Origin of the sequence: Luteitalea sp., assembly GCF_044337415.1 — a bacterium.
Lineage (GTDB): Bacteria > Acidobacteriota > Vicinamibacteria > Vicinamibacterales > Vicinamibacteraceae > Luteitalea.
On record NZ_JBIINP010000088.1, the window covers coordinates 1 to 16936 of the forward strand.

A 16936-nucleotide genomic window follows, 5' to 3' on the forward strand; every position below is an offset into this window, starting at 1 on the left:
AATCCGGGGGCGCGATTGATCGAGTTGAGCGCATCGAACACCACCCACGCGCCCTTGGCGGCGTAGGTCAACCCCTTCTCGACGTACTTGATCGGCTTGTGCGGCATCGTTGTTCCTTTGTCGTCGTTAATGGGGCGCGGCGGGGGCCCGCGCCAGAGTACGCCTGATGTCAGCGAGGGGATTATGACGAGCCCCTTGTCCATGACCCGCGGAATTCCCCGAAACGGCAGATTCCCCGGGCGAGTGGGCAGCCGTGGCCCCCAACGGGCAGCTCAGCCGGCCGGATGGCGACGGTCCGCCGCGTCCGCCCCTGCCGTTCGCCAGTACACTAGCCGCAGGCCGCACGGCGACCGTGCGCCCTCAACCGCCATGCAAGACGCCGTCTGGATCGTCCTCGCGCTCCTGCAGGGACCCGCGCCCGTCTCCCCCGCGCCCCTGCCTGTCGTCGTCGACTCGGCCATCCTGCCCCAGACGGCCGTGACCGGTCGCCTGCCGGCGCCGCCGGTGGTCCAGGTCCCCGTGCCCCCGCGGACGGCAGCGGCGACACCCACCGCGGCACGGCGGCAGGAACTCGTGAAGGGCAAGGCAGAGTTGTCCTACGTCTCGACAGGCGGGACGGCCTCGACCCAGACCCTTGGCACCGGCGCCGAGGCGGTGTTCGCCCCCGGACTCTGGCGCCTCGAGTCGCGCGCCAGCTTCCTGCGCACCAGGACGGACGGCACCGTTCGCGCCCGCCGCCTCACGGGCCAGGTCAAGACCGCGCGCAAGATCGGCGACCGGGCGGAGCTGTTCGCCCGGGGTACCTACCTGCGCAACACCTTTGCGGGTATCGACAACAGCGTCGACGGTGCGGCGGGCGTGACCGCCTTGCTGATCAAGGGCGAACCACAGCGACTGTCGTTCGACTCCGGGTTGGGCTACATCGGCGAGGACCGGACCCGGGGGCCGGGACGGTATGTGGCGACCATGGACCTCGGCGTGCGACATCAGTGGGAGTTCACGCGTCGAAACCGCATCTCGAACGATGCCTCGGTGAAGGCCGACGTGGAGCGGGCCAGCGACTGGCGCCTGTCGCACGTGGCGGCGCTGCAGGCCGCCCTCAATGCGGTGCTGGCGCTGAAGCTGTCGCACGAGATCACGTACCGGAACGAACCGGTGCCCGGCTTCACCAAGGCCGACACGGTCGCCGCGGCGGCCATCGTCGCCACGTTCTGAGGCTGGCACTGCAGAGATGACCCCTTGCGGCCGATAGGTAGGACATCATGGTGGCCCCAGACCCACGCTCACCGACCCCGCTGACACGCGAGCGCCTGCTGCGACAGGCCGATGCCCTCGAACCCTTGCCGGCGACCGCGACGCGACTGGTCACGCTCCTGAGCCAAAGCGAGTGGATGATCCGCGACGTCGAAGAGGTGGTGCGCCTGGACCTGGGCCTGACCGCCCGGGTGCTCCGCTTCGCCAACTCGGCGTGGACGGCCCATCTGCCCTCGGTCAGCACCGTCCGCGACGCCCTGATGCGCATCGGCGTCGGCACGGCCCTGTCGCTGGCCATCGCCGAGGGCGTCCGGCCCAAGCTGCTGAAGCCGCTGCCGGCGTTCGACCTGCAGCCGGGCCGCCTGTGGCAGCACGCCGTGGCCGCCGCCCTGGCCACCGAGATCGTCACCAAACGCGCCCGCACCCCGATCCCGCCCGAGACCGTCACCGCGGCCCTCCTCCACGACGTGGGCAAGGTGGTGCTCGATGAGGCGATGGACGAAGCGACGCTCTCCGCGCTCCGCATGGCCTGGACCAGCGGCACCCTGTCGCGCATCGAGGCCGAGCGCCAGGTGCTGGGCATGGACCACGGCGAACTGGGCGGCTACGTCGCCCGCCACTGGGGCCTGCCCGAGCGGGTGGCTGCCGCCATCACCCACCACCACACGCCGGCCGCCGCCCAGAGCACGATCTGCGACGTGGTGCACCTCTCGAACGGCGTGGCCAAGCTGGCCGGCTTCGGTCCGCTCATCGCCGAAATCGACGGCCCGATCGAGGGCGAGGTGCTGGCGCGCCTGTCCTTCTCGCCCGCCGACCTGCACACGTTCTGCTCGGAGCTCACCGACCGGATGCGGACGGGGCAGGAGCGGTTCCACTGACGCTGGCAATTTGAAATTGGACATTCGAAATTCCGGAGGGCGACGGCCTGGCGGCCCGTCGCCCTCGTGGCGTTGCGCGGGGCGCCGGCGCAGCCGCGCCCCACGAGAATTTCAAATGTCGAATTTCCAATTACCATCACGCGCATGACTGATGCGCGCGCCACGCCCGTCGTGATCGGAATCGCCGGGGGCTCGGGGTCGGGCAAGACCACCGTGGTCCGCCGCCTCATGGCCTCGCTCGGCGACGCACACGTGTCGGTGCTCGAGCACGACCGCTACTACCGCGACCGCAGTGACCTCCGCCTCGAGGAGCGTGCCGCGCTCAACTACGACCATCCCGACGCGCTCGAGACCGACCTCCTGGTCGAGCACGTGCGCGCCCTGCGGGCGGGTCGCCCCATCGAGGCCCCCCAGTACGACTTCGCCCGGCACAACCGGCTCGACATCCGCGACGTCATCGCGCCGCGCGCGGCGCTCATCGTCGAGGGCATCCTCATCTACGAGAACAAGCCGCTGCGCGAGCTGATGGACGTGAAGGTCTTCGTCGACGCCGACGACGACACGCGCTTCATCAGGCGATTGCAGCGCGACGTCGCCGAGCGCGGCCGCACCGTGCAGTCGGTCATCGACCAGTACCTCGGCACCGTCAAGCCGATGCACCTCGAGTTCGTGGAGCCGAGCAAGCGCTACGCCGACATCATCGTGCCCCAGGGCGGGCACAACGACGTCGCGATCGAGATGCTGCTGACGCTGGCGCGTGGCCTGGTGGCGCGGGGCTGACAATTCGAAATCGGACATTCGAAACTGATCGGCGGCCGGCCTGTCGGCCGTGCCGCTCGACGCATCCCGAGGGGCTGCGGCGGAGCCGCGCCCCACGAGAATTTCGAATGTCCAATTTCAAATGACCACTACGGCAGCTTGGTCGCCACCGCATTGGTCCCCGCCGCCCAGCCCTGCCCACCCGCATCAGCGTACATCGCGCGCTCGACGACCACCGGCACCGCCGCACTCTCGACGAGCAATCCCACGCGGCGCCCGGTCGCGTTCGGGAAGAACCCCGTCTCGCCCAGGGCGATGTTGAAGCGACTGTTGGGGCCGACCGTGTAGGCCTGCTGCTCCGGGATGGAGCCCTCCGACAGCAGGGTCACGGTGATGGACGCGCTGCTGGCCGACGGGTTGCTGACGAGCACGTAGGTCTTCGTGTTGCGCGCGCCCGCCACTTCGCCCTCGGCCAGGGCCCAGCGGAGCGCCGGCGCCGTCACGCCGCCGCTGTTGTGCGCCTCGCCCCACGTGCTCGCATCGCCGGGCCACCACATCGACCGCTCGACGAGGATCCCCACGCCGTTGTCCACGACCACGTCGGTCGACACGGCGGTGTCGGCCAGTCGCGCATACGCCGGGTTCTCGGCGATGCGCTGCGCGTCGCGCCCGAGGGCATCCACCCACACGGTGCCGCGCGCCAGCGCAGGCACCGTCTCGCGATGCTCGATCACGGTGCCGTCGCCGAGCAGGAAGCGCAGCCGGACGTCGGCGGCCTGTTCGGACGGGTTGGCCAGCAGGATGAAAAGGTCGAAATAGCTGCCCGTCGCCCCCTCTGCAAGCAACCAGCGCTGCGCGGGAGCCGTGAGGGCCACGCTGTCGTGGCCGGCCGTGAACAACTGCCCGTTGCGATCGAGGTACATCGCCCGCTCGGCGATGATCGGGGCGGTGGCGTCGATACGCGCCGAGACCTCCGCGGCGGCCAGCGCGTCGCCGTCGTCCCACTGTTCCGTGTCCACCCAGACGGTGAGCCGGGCGCCAGGCGCCACCGTGTAGGTCTTCGTCCGCGGCGCGCGCCCTGCCCGCAGGTACGTGATCGTGGCGTCGGCGGCCGTCGTGCCCGGGTTCAGCAGGAGGTAGAACGTGTTGAACCCGCCCATCGTGGCCCCCTCGGCGAAGTACCACGTCGTGCGCGGGGCCTCGGTCGCGCTCTCGGCGTGACTGCCGTAGCCGGTGCCGTCCCACGACACCGTGCGGTCGGCGACGACGAGCGTGCTCGACTCGATCGTCGTGGCGAAGGAGTCGCGGACACCAGCCACCGTCGCCACGTCCAGCGTCGCCCGCCGGCGCGGCGCGATCGTCACCCAATGCTCGGTGGTCGTCACCACACCACCGGCGTCGGGCGGCGTGGCGAAGCGCAACTGCACGTTGGCCGTGGTGGTCAGGCTCGGGTTGATCAGGGCGATGCGCGTCGAGAAGAAGGCGTTCTGCACGCCCTCGGCGAGGTAGCGCTGCACCATGCCGCGCGGATGCAGACGCCGCTGGTACTCCTGGAGGTTACTGAGGCCGTCGCCGTCGGGATCGCCCGTGGCGCCGTCTGCGCCCGTCGCCACGTTGGGGTTCAGCCCGGCCTGCAGTTCCCAGGCATCCGGCAACCCATCGTTGTCCGAGTCGGTCGGGGGCACGACCGGAGCCGCGGCCTGCTGCACCGTCGCCGCCCGGCCTGCAATGGTGACGGCTCCGGCCCGCGCCGCGCCGGTGTTGGCAGCCGCAGCGTAACTCACCGTCCCCGACCCGGTCCGCGTACCAGGCCCTGACAGGGTCAGCCACGACGCCGTGGTCGACACACTCCACGTGCACGCACTGCCGGTGGTGACCGTGAAGGGCGTCACCACGCCGCCGCCGTGCCCGACGGTCTGCGTGGAGGGCTGAACGTCGTACGTGCACGTGCCGCCACCGCCGCCGGCGGCCGGGTAGATGAACTGCAGGCCCGCCAGGTCGTCGGGGCCGATCGCCGGCGGCACCGGGGTGCTCGACCCGCAACACGACGGGTACATGATGTTGCTCGTCGCGCTGGTGACCGTGCCGTCGGTGGGCGTGTGCCCGAGGCCGATGGCGTGCCCGACCTCGTGTTCCGCCACGCGCGCGAAGAACAGCGACTGGCCCAGCGGTGTCATCTCCGCCTTCGTCGTGAAGATGACGAAGCCGTACGTGATCTTCGAGAACGACGTCCCGTTGACGACCGTGTTGACCCCGGTCGCACACGCGCCGCCGATGGCGATGACGCCGCTCGTGGTGATGTCGTTGTCCGGATCCTCGTAGGTGATGAGGCCGCCGCCAGGCACGGCAGGCGCGCCGCAGTTCAGCGTGGCCGCGGCCGCCACCAGGCGCGTGCCGCCATAGGCGAGCGTGATCGATCCACCCGCGGGCGTGGTCCACCCCGCCAGCGCCTGTCCCAGTTCCGTCTCGCTGTTGCCCGAGTCGAGGGGCGGCGCCGTCAGGGTGTTGCGGTACCACAGGACGGGCTGGCCGGTGTCGGCCTCGTGCCAGCGCATGCGGCCGAGCAACGTGAAGGTCTCGACCACCGGCGTCGCGGCCCCCACTTCACCGAGGGTTGGCGCGGTTCCCGGTGTCGACAGCCGCGTCGGCGCCTGCCGGCGCACGGCCCGCACCGCCTGGCCGAACCCCGCCAGTGATCGACGGCCAGGCGTCGGCGCGGCCGCCCCGACCACAGGCTCGTCGTTGTCCTGCCGGATCATCTGGGTGCCTGCGGCGGTTTCTCGCACGCCGTAGACCGACCGCCCCATCGCCGAGGGCCGCCACCCGCCTCCCGTGCGCTCGACCAGCGCGACGATGTCGTCGCCGACGAGGAAATGCGCGGCCCCGGGAATGACCAGCGTGGTGTCGCCCACCGTGCCGCCGAGCTCGCGAATCTCGATCACGCGTTCGGTACCGCCGGTGTAGTCGTCGATGACACGGACGCGAGCGACGGTCTCGATGACGCCCGAGCCGGCCCGCCGTTCCGTGCGGACGGCCTCGACCCGGCCGCGCACGATGCGGTCGGCCGCGGCGATCTCCTCGGCCTCCGAGCGGGCCTTCAGGGTGGCCGCGCCGGCCAGCGACGGGGCGAGCGCGAGCCAGGCGGCGCTGGCCAACGCCGTAAGGGCGACGAGAGGACGTGGCGTCCGGGGAAGCGGGGACATGCCGGCAACGGCCACAGCAACTCCCCTGCCGTCGAGTCCTCCAATGCCAGCGCGCACTCGACGCCCTGCGACGGCCAGATCACGACACGGACGTCGCCAGTCGCGTTACAGAACTGCAAGCGGCGCGACGAATTCGTGCGCCGCGGCCACCGCTCCAACTCGGCCCGCTCCCCCGCGCTCGCACGGGGGAAATCGGCGTGAGCCTGATTTTTTCAACATCAAATCCTTGGCAAGCGAATTTTCCTCCGAGGTTCTCCTATAATCTGCAGGTTTGCCGCCCCCCCGATGGCCGGGGGCTTGCGGCACCCGGAGGCTTCGCATGACCTGGTTCCGTGGCGCCGCGCTGGCGGCCCTCGCCCTCTTCGCCACCGTGCCGCAGGCGTTCGCGCAGGGGGCCTCGACGTGGTTCCTCGCCGAGGGCGCCCACAACAGCACCTTCGCCCAGGAGATCCTGGTCGGCAACCCCTCGTCGCAGGCGCTCAAGGTGACCGTCACCCTGCTGCCGCAGGCCGACGCCCAGGCCCCGACGACCAGCAGGACCTTCGACCTCGCGGCGACCTCGCGCCTCACCGTCCGCCTCGGGTCCGACTTCAACCTGAACGGCAGCGCCTCGGCGCGCGTGACGGCGGTCCTGGCCAGCGACAACACCACGCCGGCCGACGTCGTCGTCGAGCGCACGATGTACTTCCAGGGCGCCACCGCGCCGGGTTCACACAACGCCAGCGGCGTGACGCAGGCAGGCCTGTCCGAGTCGTGGACGCTGGCCGAGGGCACGGGAGGCGTCTTCGAGACCTTCGTGCTGGTGGCCAACCCGAACCCGACGACGACCACGGTGCGCGCCACCTACCTCACGGGCACCGGGCAGTCGTTCACGACCACGCAGACCGCGCCGGCCAACTCGCGCGTGACCTTCTACCCGCGTGGTGAGCACCCGGCGCTCGCGTCGGCCGACTTCTCCACCGTGATCGATTCGCTCACGCCGGGCAACACGGTGATCGCCGAGCGCGCCATGTACTTCGATGCGTTCATGAGCGGTCACGACGCCCTCGGCGTGACGAGCCCGAGCACCACGTGGTTGTTCGCCGAAGGCAACACGGCGGGCGGCGGCGCCATCGCCTTCGAGACGTACCTGCTCCTGGCCAACACCAACAGCACGGCCACCACGGCCACGGTGGACTACCTGCTCGACAACGGCCAGGTCGTCTCGCGCGACTACCCGCTCGCGGCCCGGCAGCGGTTCACGGTGTGGGTCGACCAGGAGGGGCGCACGTTCGATCAGCGCCTCCGCGCCGCCGCGTTCGGCATCCGCGTCACGGCCACGCAGCCGATCGTCGCCGAGCGCGCAATGTACTGGGGCACGCCGTCGGCGAGCGACGCCACGTCGCCGACCTTCCCCTGGCGTGAGGGTCATGCCACGGCCGGCGTGACGGGCGCGCAGGCCAAGTGGGCGTTCGCCGAGGGCCAGCAGGGCATCTTCGGCGCGTCGGCGACCTCGTTCAACACCTTCTTCCTGCTCGCCAACCCCTCGTCGACGCCCGTGAGGGTGCAGGCGACCTTCGTGCGCGAGGACGGCAAGGGCATCGTGCGTTCGCTGTGCGTCGCGGCCAACTCGCGCGCCAACATCTGGACCGCCGACTTCGTGGAGCTGTCGGGCCAGCGCTTCGCGACCTTCCTCGAGTCGATCGCAAGCGTCGACGCGGGTTGCCCGGCCAGCGCCGGTGCGACGTTCGTGGCCGAGCGCGCGGTGTATTCGGGCGGCAGCTTCCTCGCCGGCCATGTGAACACGGGCACGCCGTGGACCGGCACCATCGCGACGCCCCCGCTGGCCCCGGCCTTCGCCATCACCGAGGTCTCGCCGTCAATCGGCCGCATCAGCGGCAGCCAGACCATCACCGTCCGCGGCGGCGGCTTCCAGCAGGGTGCGCAGGTGTTCTTCGACAACCCGGCATGGACGGCCGACCGGAACGCGAACACGCGGCTGGCCGACGTCGACAGGGGCCAGAACGTCGTCGTGTCGCAGGACGGCACCACGATCACGCTGCTGACCCCCGCCCGCGACTTCTACAACGGCTACCAGACGGCCGGCCCGACCACGGTGCGGGTGGTCAACACCAACGGCAGCAGCACCACGCTGACCAATGGCTTCACGTTCCGCCTCAACATCCTGGCCTTCGGCGACGAACACGTGCTCGGCGCCGGCCTCGGCACGTCGTGGCCCCTGAGCCTCGAGAACCGACTGAAGGCCTTCCAGAAGGACGTCTACACCACCGACGTCCCTGGGGCGCCCCAGTCGCCGACCGGCCAGCGGGTGCTGCAGTTCGGCGAGTTCGTGAAGGTGACCAATGCGGGCATCAACGGCGAGTGCACGTCGGCGACCGGGCCGGGCTGCACGGCGACCGCTGGTTCGACGCGCTTCCCGACGCTGGCCGATCAGGTGAAGGCGGCCAACCTGTCGGATGAGTTCGACGGCGTGGTCTTCGCCACCGGCGTCAACGACATGGAGGCGGGCATCTCCGAGTTCAGCGTGGGCAACGCGCTCCGCAGCATGGTGACGAGCGCCAAGAACCGCAAGATCACCATCTTCATGACCAAGTGGGAGGAGACGAGCATCGGCAGCCTCGGCTCGGCATCGGTCAAGGCACTCGGCGACGAGATCTGGCGCGTCACCGAGGACCGTTCCCTCAATGCGGAGATCTACCGGCAGTCGCTGTTCCGCATCGCGACGTCGGGCGGCACGCCCACACAGGCTGGCGCGGACCGGGTCTCGAGCGACCTGCTCACCAAGGTGGCCCGCGAGTTCCCGCTGCAGCCCTGCGACCGCCGCAACGACAAGCCGGGCCAGGGCTGCCCGCTCAACCCGTAGGCGCCACCGAGCCCTCGGACGCAAGACACTGGTGCGTCCGAGGGCCAGTAGGCCTTCGGGAGTCGGGAGTCGGGAGTCGGGAGTCGGCAGTCGGAGATGGTCGGGCCGGTTGTCCCAACGCGGCCCCTCGCGTCGCTGTCCACGTCCCCCGTGACGCGAGATACTCATCTGCGGCTCTGGGCATCTCGACACCGGTCTTCGGACCCGGCCCTGCTGCCCGAGCCCTGAGACCCGAGACTTGAGCCCTGAGCCGTTCCGTCGCCAAGCGTCCCGCGCGTTCGGGGCGCTGTGTCTCTGCGCGGCGCTCGCCGTGGTGCATACGTGGCCGCTGGCCTCGGCCCCAGCCACGCTCAGTCGGAACGACAACAAGGACACGGTCCTGAACGCGTGGGCGATCAGTTGGGTGGCGCACGCGCTGGTCACGGCGCCGTCGCAGGTGCTCGCCGGCAACATCTTCCATCCCGAACGCAACACGATCGCCTTCTCGGATCCCGTGATCGTGCCGGGGGCCCTCTCGGTGCCGGTCCGCGCGGCGGGCGCCGGCCCCGTGCTCACCTACAACCTGTCGTTGTTGGTCGGCTATGCGCTGTCGGCCTGGGCGATGTGGTGGCTGGCCTGGCGCTGGACAGGGCACTTCGGTGCCGCACTCGTCGCCGGCAGCCTGTTTGCCTTCAACGCGCACTCGCTCGTGAGCATGGGCCACATCCAGGCCATCCACGCGTACGGCTTGCCCCTGCTGCTGGTGGCCCTGGATGCGCTCGGCAACCCTCGGACGCGCCGCTGGTGGCACGGCGCTCTGGCCGGACTGGCCACGGCGCTGCTGGCGCTCACGTCCGGCTATCTCGCCATCTTCGGCATCGTGACCGGCCTGGTCGTGCTCGTCGTCCACGGGCGCTCATGGGTCCGGACGCCGTGGCAGCCGCTGGTCGCCGGCGCGTTGGTCGGCGGCGTGCTGCTGGCGCTCCCTCTGGTGCCGGTGATGCGCGCCTATCGCGACATGCGCGCCACCCACGGCTTCGAGCGCTCGCTCGATCTCGTTGCCGCGATGTCGGCCAACGGGCCCGCGTACCTGGCCACACCGGCACGCGTGCACGAAGGCTGGGCGCGAGCCGTGTACCAGACCAGAGAGCCCCGCGACTCGCTGTTCCCGGGCGCCGTGGCAGTGCTGCTCGCGTTGGCAGCGCTCGCCCTGCCCAGATCGTCCGGCACCACCTCTGACGGCGACCGCACGCCGGATCGACGCCCGGTGAGTGGGACGTGGCGCGACCCGCGCGTGCGCATCGCCCTCGGGCTTGTCGTTGTCGGACTCGTCCTGTCGTTCGGCCCGGCGACGCCGTTCTACCGCGCGTTCTACCACCTGGTCCCGTTTGCCAGCGGCGTGCGCGCCGCGTCGCGCTTCGGCGTGCTCTTCCTCACCGGGGTGGCCCTGCTGTCGGCCTACGGCGTGACGGCCCTCTGCCGCCGCTGGCCCGGTGCCGCCCCGCTGACCGCGGGCCTGGCGCTGATCGCCGTCAACGCGGAGGCGTTCCGTGGCCCCGTGCCATACGTCCCCGCGGCGCAGCCGTCGTCCGTGTACGCCACACTGGCCGGCCGGCCCTACGGCGTCGTGGCCGAGATGCCCTTCTGGTGGCGCGGCATCGACGTGCCGCGCAACGCCAACTACATGCTGGCCTCGACGCTGCACTGGAAGCCCCTGCTGAACGGGTACAGCGGCTTCACGCCCCAGTCGTATCGCCGACGGGCGGACATCCTCTGGTACTTTCCCTTCAGGACCGCCAGTTTCGACGAACTGGACCGTGCCGGCGCCCGGTACGTCGTGCTCCACCTCGAGGAGTACGGCAGCCAGCGGCGCGACGCCCGCGACCTGATCGAGGCATCGGCCCGTTGGCGCGCCATTGCGCGCGACGACGACACGGTGCTCTACGAACGGGTTCGCTGACTGGATCGATCACGTGTACGCACTCCTTCGCCTCGCCGCTCTCGTCTCGTGTCTGCTCCTGGTGTCGACCCCGGTCGGTGCGCAGGATGCCTCGCGCTGGTTCCTCGCCGAGGGCGCCAGCAACGCGGTCCTCGATCAGGAGATCCTCGTGGCCAACCCGAGCGCACTCACGCTCGCGGTCACGGTGAGGCTCCTGCCCGACGCAAGCGCGGTCATCGCGCCGGGCAGCACGCTCACGAAGACCTTCACGCTCGGCGCCACCAGCCGACTCACGGTCCGCGTGGCGCAGGAGTTCCCCGGCTTGAACGGCGCGGCCTCCGCCGAGGTGTCGGCCGTCGTCGCCAACTCCACCACGCCCGCCGACATCGTCGTCGAGCGGTCGATGTACTTCCCGGACGGCACGCGCGTGGGTGCACACAACGCCAGCGGCGTCACCCGGGCCGAGCCGCGCTGGATCCTCGCCGAGGGGGCCAGTGGCGCCTTCAGCACGTTCATCCTGGTGGCCAATCCCAACCCGTCCACGACGACCGTGCGCATCACGTACCTCAAGAGCACGGGCACCGTCATCACGTTCGACACCACGCTGCCGGCCAACAGCCGCACGACGTTCTGGCCGCAGAACGACTACCCGACGGAACTCGGCTCGGCGGAGTTCTCGACGGTGGTCGAGAGCCTCGAAGCCGGCGAGGACATCGTGGCGGAACGGGCGATGTACTTCGACCCCTCGCCCACCGGCAGCGGGTTCGCGCGCAGCGGACACGATGCGCTCGGCGTGCCTGAAGCCAGCACGACGTGGTACTTCGCCGAAGGCTTCACCGGCGGCAACACGACGACCGCGTTCGAGACCTTCCTGCTGTTGGCCAACACCGGCAGCACCGCGACCACGGCCACGGTGACCTACCAACTCGACTCCGGCGGGGCCGTCTCTCGGACCTATCCCCTCGGGCCGAACCAGCGCCTCACGGTGTGGGTCGACCAGGAAGGCCGCACCGCGGAGCCGAGTCTCAAGGCGGCCTCCTTCGGCATGACCGTGACCGCCACCAGCCCGATCGTCGCGGAACGGGCGATGTACTGGGGCACGCCGTCGGCTGCCGACGCGACCACGCCGACGTTCCCCTGGCGCGAGGGACACGCGACCGCGGGGTCGACCGTGCTGGCGCCGAAGTGGGCCTTCGCGGAGGGCCGCGAGGGCCAGGACGCCGCGACGCGCCCGTACAGCACGTTCTTCCTGCTCGCCAACCCGTCCAACGCCGACGTCACCGTGAAGGCAACGTTCATGGCCGAGGATGGCGGCGGCCTCACGAGCACGATCACGATCCCGGCCCGCGGGCGCGCCAACATCTGGCCGACCGCCGCCCTGCCCGAGTTCGCAGCGCTGGCCAATCGCCGGTTCGCGACGTTCCTCGAGAGCACCGGCGGCGAGTCGTTCGTCGCCGAGCGGGCGATGTACCTGTTCAACGACTTCGCCAGCGGGCACGTGAACATGGGCACGCCGTGGACCGGCGCGATCGTGGCGCCCACGCGCACGCCAGGTGCCGTCGTCGTCACCGGCTACACGCCCAGGGAGATGCGCCTCGCGGGCGGCGAGGTGATCACCATCCTCGGCACCGGCTTCTCTGGCACTCCTGAGGTGACGGTCGACGGCCTGGCCGCCACGATCCAGACGGCAACCTCGACGCAGATCACGGCGCTCGCGCCCTTGCGGACTGCGGCGACCGGATTCGGCACCCTCGCCTCGAGCACCATCCGCCTCACCACGTCCGGGCACACCCAGACGGTGGGGACGTTCACCCGTCGATTCCGCGTGCTGGCCATCGGCGACAGCTTCACCGAGGGCATGCTGGTCGAGCGGATTCCCCCAGTGCCGCCGTCGACGATACCAACGCAGATCTACACGTTCGCCAACCCGCCCTATCCCGAGGGTCTGGAGATGTTGCTGCGCACAGACGCGCGATTCGGCCAGACAGCCGACGTGGACAACGAGGGCGCCTCCGGCGAATGCGCCTCGTTTGCCGGGTGCTCCGGCAACCTGACAAGCGGCGTTGGTCGCTTGCCGGGATTACTCTCGAAGAAGGCGTACGACGTGGTGGTGATCCTCGAGGGCTTCAACGACCTCAATGCCGGAGGCACGGTCAGCACCGCCGTAACGGCTCTGCGCACCATGGGCCGCGCGGCGAAGGCCGCTGGCTCGACGGTGATCATGGGACGCATCCATGTGATGCAGGCCGACATGTGGTCCGCCATCCGCGACATGGCCCTCGCCGAACAGTTCCATCGTGTCGACTTCGACACTCGGGTCGAGATCGGCAACGATCTCATCCATCCGACCCAGGACGGGTACGACGAAATGGCGGGTTTCGTCTACGGGGCCATCAGGACGCTGATCAAGTAGAACGGGAGTCGGGAGTCGGGAGTCGGGAGTCGGGAGCGCGGCGCTGGACGGGAGGGCCGGTTGTCCCCGTCGACGTCGCTCTGGGCGCGCCAACCCGGCCCGTCAGCCCTGAACGCCCGATCCTTGCGGCAGGATTGCCGCCGGGCTACCCTCATTTCCCGGCCACGCCGATTTTTTCCCGATGAATTCCGTCCTCGCCTGGTCCCGCCTCCTGCTCACGCTGGTCGTGTGCCTCGTGGCGGCCGGCCCGGCCCGGGGACAGGCGGCCAGCACCTGGTTCCTGGCCGAGGGGGCCAGCAACGGCACCTTCGACGAGGACATCCTGGTCGGCAACCCGTCGGCCAGCGCGCTCACGGTCATCGTCCGGCTGCTGCCGGCGCCAGACGCGCTGATCACGCCCGTGGGGAGCGTGCTCGAGAAGACCTTCACGCTCCCGGCCACCGGACGGCTCACCGTCAACGTCAAGCGGGAGTTCCCGGCGCTCAACGGCGCCGCCTCGGCCCAGGTGTCGGCCGTGGTGAAGGACACGGCCACCCCCGCCGACATCGTGGTCGAGCGCTCGATGTTCTTCCCACTGACCGGCACCCCGTACGCCGGCGGCACCGGCGCCAGTGGCGTGACCGCCCCTGCGACGCGCTGGATCCTGGCCGAAGGCGCCTCGGGCGTCTTCAGCACGTTCATCCTGATCGCCAATCCCGGCGTGGCCACCGCGCGCGTCACCGCTCGCTACCTCAAGGGCGACGGGTCGAGCGTGACCGAGAACGTGACGGTCGAGCCGGGCAACCGGGCCACGCTGTGGCCGAGTGCCAACCCGGCCCTGGCCGGGCAGGGGTTCTCCACCGTCGTCGAGGCCGACCGGCCGGTGGTGGCCGAGCGGGCGATGTACTTCGACGACTTCCGCAGCGGCCACGACGCCCTGGGCGTCACGGCTGGCCGCACCAGTTGGTACTTCGCGGAAGGCTTCACGGGCGGTAACCCGACCATCGCCTTCGAGACGTTCCTGCTCATCGGCAACGACAACGCGCTGCCGGCGACGGTCACGGCCACCTACTTCCGCGACAGTGGTGCGCCCGTCACACGTAGCTACACCGTCTTGCCGCGAAGCCGCTTCAACATCTGGACCGACCAGGAGCGCGCCGACGATGGGACGCTGCTGCTGCCGTCCACGGCGTTCTCCGTCCGCATCGACAGCTCGTTGCCCATCGTGGCCGAGCGCGCCGTGTACTGGGGCCCGCCATCGGCCGGCGATCCCACGACGCCGACCTTCCCCTGGAAGGAAGGCCACGTCGTCGCCGGCATCGCGCAGCCCGAGGTGAAGTGGGCCTTCGCCGAGGGCCGCCAGGGCGACGACGCCGCCGGTGTCAGCGTCGACAGCTTTTTCCTGCTCGTGAACCCCAACACGAGCGACATCGACGTCAAGGCCACGTTCGCCACCGAGGACGGCAGCGGCGTGACCACGACGGTGAAGGTGCCGGCCAACACGCGCACCAACATCTGGCCCGCCGTCACGGGCAACCCGGAGACCGACCCGAAGTTCGCGCTGCTGCAGGGGCGCCGATTCGCGGTGTTCCTCGAGAGCGTGGGTGCGTCGCCGCAGCCGTTCGTCGCCGAGCGCGCGATGTACTGGAGCAACTTCGCGGGCGGCCACGCCAACGCCGGCACGCCGTGGGCCGGTGTCATCAGCGAGCCAGCCACCGCGCCGGCCAACGTGCAGGTCGAGGGCATGTCGCCGACGTCGGGACGCCTCACGGGCGGCACGGTGGTCACCATCCGTGGCCAGAACTTCGGGGCCGCGCCGCAAGTAACGATCGGCGGCCAGGCGGTGGCGGCGACGGTGAACCCGGCGGGCACCGAGATCACGTTCACCGTGCCCGTGCGCAGCGCGACGACGGGCTACGGTTCAGCAGGGCCAGCGGCGGTGACGGTGACCAGCCAGGGTCGGTACCTCAAGGCCCCGTCGTTCACACGGTACCTCTCGGTGCTGGCCTTCGGCGACAGCCTCACGTGGGGCACCTACACGTATTACGTGGCAGGCCAGAAAGTCTCCGTCCAGACCGCCCGTCCCTATCCGCGGGGCCTCAAGCAGGCACTCGAGGCGACGCCGCAGTTCGGCAGCTACGCGCTGGTCACCAACGCCGGGTGGCCAGGCGAATGGGTGACCCAGCCAGGCTTCAACGACAGTCCCGGGGGCATCGCGCGATCCGCCCGATGCACCGCAGGCCAGGCCAACTGCTTCTACCCGATCTCCCCTGACCCGTCAGACTACTTCGCGCCGCATGACGTGGGGGTGCTCCTGGAGGGCATCAACGACCTCAACAACGCGGTCGCCCCGACGACGGTGCGCAGCGGGATGCGGGCCATGGTCGTCGACGCCAAGGCCAAGGGGCTCCAGGTCCTGCTCACGCTGTTCGGCCCCTACGGCAACGACCAGCTCACGGGGCTGCCGGCGACGATCCCCGAGGCCGTCCGGGCCTACAACGGACTCCTCGACGCGCTCGCCGCCGAACAGGCCGTGAGCCGCGAGTACGTGTCGGCGCAGATGGGCCCCGACGGACTGCACCCCAACCAGACCGGCTACGACGAAATGGCATCCGCCCTGTACCAGAAATTGCTCTCGATGTTCCCCCGCTGCGGCAGCAACGGGGTCTGTCCGTAGTCCGGGTACGGGGTACCGGGTGCCGGGTACCGGACCACCGGGCGGGCACCGGCACACTCTCCGAGCCCGGCCTGATGCGCGCGTTCAGCGAAGCCAGTAGAAGACGCGGACGCCCATGAGCACCGCGAGGACCGCGCCGTAGGTGAACGGCTCGCTCAGATCCTTGCCCCTCACGATCCACAGCAGGTGGACGACGCCGCAGAGCGCGGCGACGTAGGCGAGCCGGTGCAGCGTCTGCCAGCGCTTGCCGAGCCGCCGGATCCAGCCGGTGGTCGAGGTAATCGCCAGCGGCAGCAACAGGAGGAAGCCCGCCGCGCCCACCGTGATGTAGCGCCGCTTGGCCACGTCGGCCAGAATGGCGCGCGGGTCGAAGAACTGGTCCAGCACCACGTACGTGGACAGGTGCAGGCACAGGTAGAAGAAGGCGAACAGCCCCAGCAGCCGCCGCCACTGGATGATGCCGTTCCACCCGGTGAGTCGACGAACAGGCGTCACCGCGAGACTCACGAGCAGCAGGCGCAGCGCCCACTGCCCGGTCTCGTCGGTGATGTCGTCGATGGGATTGGGACTGAGCCCCCCGAACACCGCGCGATACACCAGCCACGCGAGCGGCGCGAGACACAGCACCCAGATGAGGGGCTTGGCCTGGCGGGGAGTCAACGAGGTCTCGAAGGCAGGGCCGCGTGTCCCCTTCGATGTCGCTCGGGGCAAGCCATGCGGCCGCTGTTGATGTCGCGGCGCGGTCGGAGACCGCGCCCTACCTCAGTCATGAGGCATGACGCATGAGGCATGGCGAACGTCAGTAGTTCTTCTTCAGATCCATGCCCTTGTAGAGCCCGGCCACCTGGTCGGCGTAGCCGTTGAACATCAGGGTCTCGCGCCGGAACACCTCGCCGATGCGACGCTCGCGCGACTGGCTCCAGCGTGGATGGTCGACCTGCGGGTTCACGTTGGAGTAGAAGCCGTACTCCTGCGGCGCCGACACGTTCCAG

Annotated in this window: 9 protein-coding genes and 1 pseudogene; 7 read left to right on the forward strand and 3 right to left on the reverse strand. The window is 70.1% G+C overall.

Going from position 1 to position 16936, the window contains the following annotated elements:
- Positions 1 to 369 precede the first annotated feature (369 nt).
- From ACIRDX_RS13490 to udk, 3 genes are all read left to right on the forward strand, one after another.
- Positions 370 to 1215 carry a YdiY family protein gene (locus ACIRDX_RS13490; protein WP_396625957.1) on the forward strand — a complete coding sequence of 282 codons (846 nt, stop codon included), beginning with the start codon at positions 370 to 372 and terminating at the stop codon, positions 1213 to 1215.
- 47 nt (positions 1216 to 1262) lie between these two features.
- Complete coding sequence (locus ACIRDX_RS13495) at positions 1263 to 2132, forward strand: HDOD domain-containing protein (protein WP_396625958.1); 870 nt, start codon at positions 1263 to 1265, stop codon at positions 2130 to 2132.
- Between the two features lie 144 nt (positions 2133 to 2276).
- Complete coding sequence (gene udk, locus ACIRDX_RS13500) at positions 2277 to 2912, forward strand: uridine kinase (RefSeq protein WP_396625959.1); 636 nt, start codon at positions 2277 to 2279, stop codon at positions 2910 to 2912.
- A 128-nt stretch (positions 2913 to 3040) separates the two neighbouring features.
- Here udk and ACIRDX_RS13505 read toward each other — a convergent pair whose 3' ends face one another.
- The gene (locus tag ACIRDX_RS13505; protein ID WP_396625960.1) at positions 3041 to 6094 is read right to left on the reverse strand and encodes a hypothetical protein; all 3054 of its coding nucleotides are present in this window, start codon (positions 6092 to 6094) and stop codon (positions 3041 to 3043) included.
- Positions 6095 to 6413: 319 nt separating this feature from the next.
- Here ACIRDX_RS13505 and ACIRDX_RS13510 point away from each other — a divergent pair, with 319 nt between their 5' ends.
- The 4 genes from ACIRDX_RS13510 to ACIRDX_RS13525 all read left to right on the forward strand — a co-directional run bounded on the left by ACIRDX_RS13510 (position 6414) and on the right by ACIRDX_RS13525 (position 15944).
- Positions 6414 to 8957, forward strand: coding sequence for a hypothetical protein (locus ACIRDX_RS13510; RefSeq protein WP_396625961.1), 2544 nt, complete (start codon positions 6414 to 6416; stop codon positions 8955 to 8957).
- Between the two features lie 310 nt (positions 8958 to 9267).
- Positions 9268 to 10896, forward strand: a complete 1629-nt coding sequence (locus tag ACIRDX_RS13515) for a hypothetical protein (protein ID WP_396625962.1) — start codon at positions 9268 to 9270, stop codon at positions 10894 to 10896.
- Positions 10897 to 10909: 13 nt separating this feature from the next.
- Positions 10910 to 13288, forward strand: a complete 2379-nt coding sequence (locus ACIRDX_RS13520; RefSeq protein ID WP_396625963.1) for a GDSL-type esterase/lipase family protein — start codon at positions 10910 to 10912, stop codon at positions 13286 to 13288.
- A 181-nt stretch (positions 13289 to 13469) separates the two neighbouring features.
- A complete protein-coding gene (locus ACIRDX_RS13525) occupies positions 13470 to 15944 on the forward strand; it encodes a GDSL-type esterase/lipase family protein (protein ID WP_396625964.1) in 2475 nt (824 codons plus the stop codon).
- 84 nt (positions 15945 to 16028) lie between these two features.
- Here ACIRDX_RS13525 and ACIRDX_RS13530 read toward each other — a convergent pair whose 3' ends face one another.
- Together ACIRDX_RS13530 and ACIRDX_RS13535 are read right to left on the reverse strand one after the other, a co-directional pair.
- Positions 16029 to 16604 carry a sulfite oxidase heme-binding subunit YedZ gene (locus ACIRDX_RS13530; RefSeq protein ID WP_396625965.1) on the reverse strand — a complete coding sequence of 192 codons (576 nt, stop codon included), beginning with the start codon at positions 16602 to 16604 and terminating at the stop codon, positions 16029 to 16031.
- A gap of 139 nt (positions 16605 to 16743) precedes the next feature.
- Positions 16744 to 16936, reverse strand: a pseudogene (locus tag ACIRDX_RS13535) (mononuclear molybdenum enzyme YedY); the annotation flags it as partial.

Bases quoted from the DNA above. Each gene is read 5' to 3' on its own strand.
- ACIRDX_RS13505 (WP_396625960.1), bottom strand. From the start codon at position 6,094: ATGTCCCCGCTTCCCCGGACGCCACGTCCTCTCGTCGCCCTTACGGCG.
- ACIRDX_RS13510 (WP_396625961.1), top strand. From the start codon at position 6,414: ATGACCTGGTTCCGTGGCGCCGCGCTGGCGGCCCTCGCCCTCTTCGCC.
- udk (WP_396625959.1), top strand. From the start codon at position 2,277: ATGACTGATGCGCGCGCCACGCCCGTCGTGATCGGAATCGCCGGGGGC.
- ACIRDX_RS13490 (WP_396625957.1), top strand. From the start codon at position 370: ATGCAAGACGCCGTCTGGATCGTCCTCGCGCTCCTGCAGGGACCCGCG.
- ACIRDX_RS13525 (WP_396625964.1), top strand. From the start codon at position 13,470: ATGAATTCCGTCCTCGCCTGGTCCCGCCTCCTGCTCACGCTGGTCGTG.
- ACIRDX_RS13495 (WP_396625958.1), top strand. From the start codon at position 1,263: ATGGTGGCCCCAGACCCACGCTCACCGACCCCGCTGACACGCGAGCGC.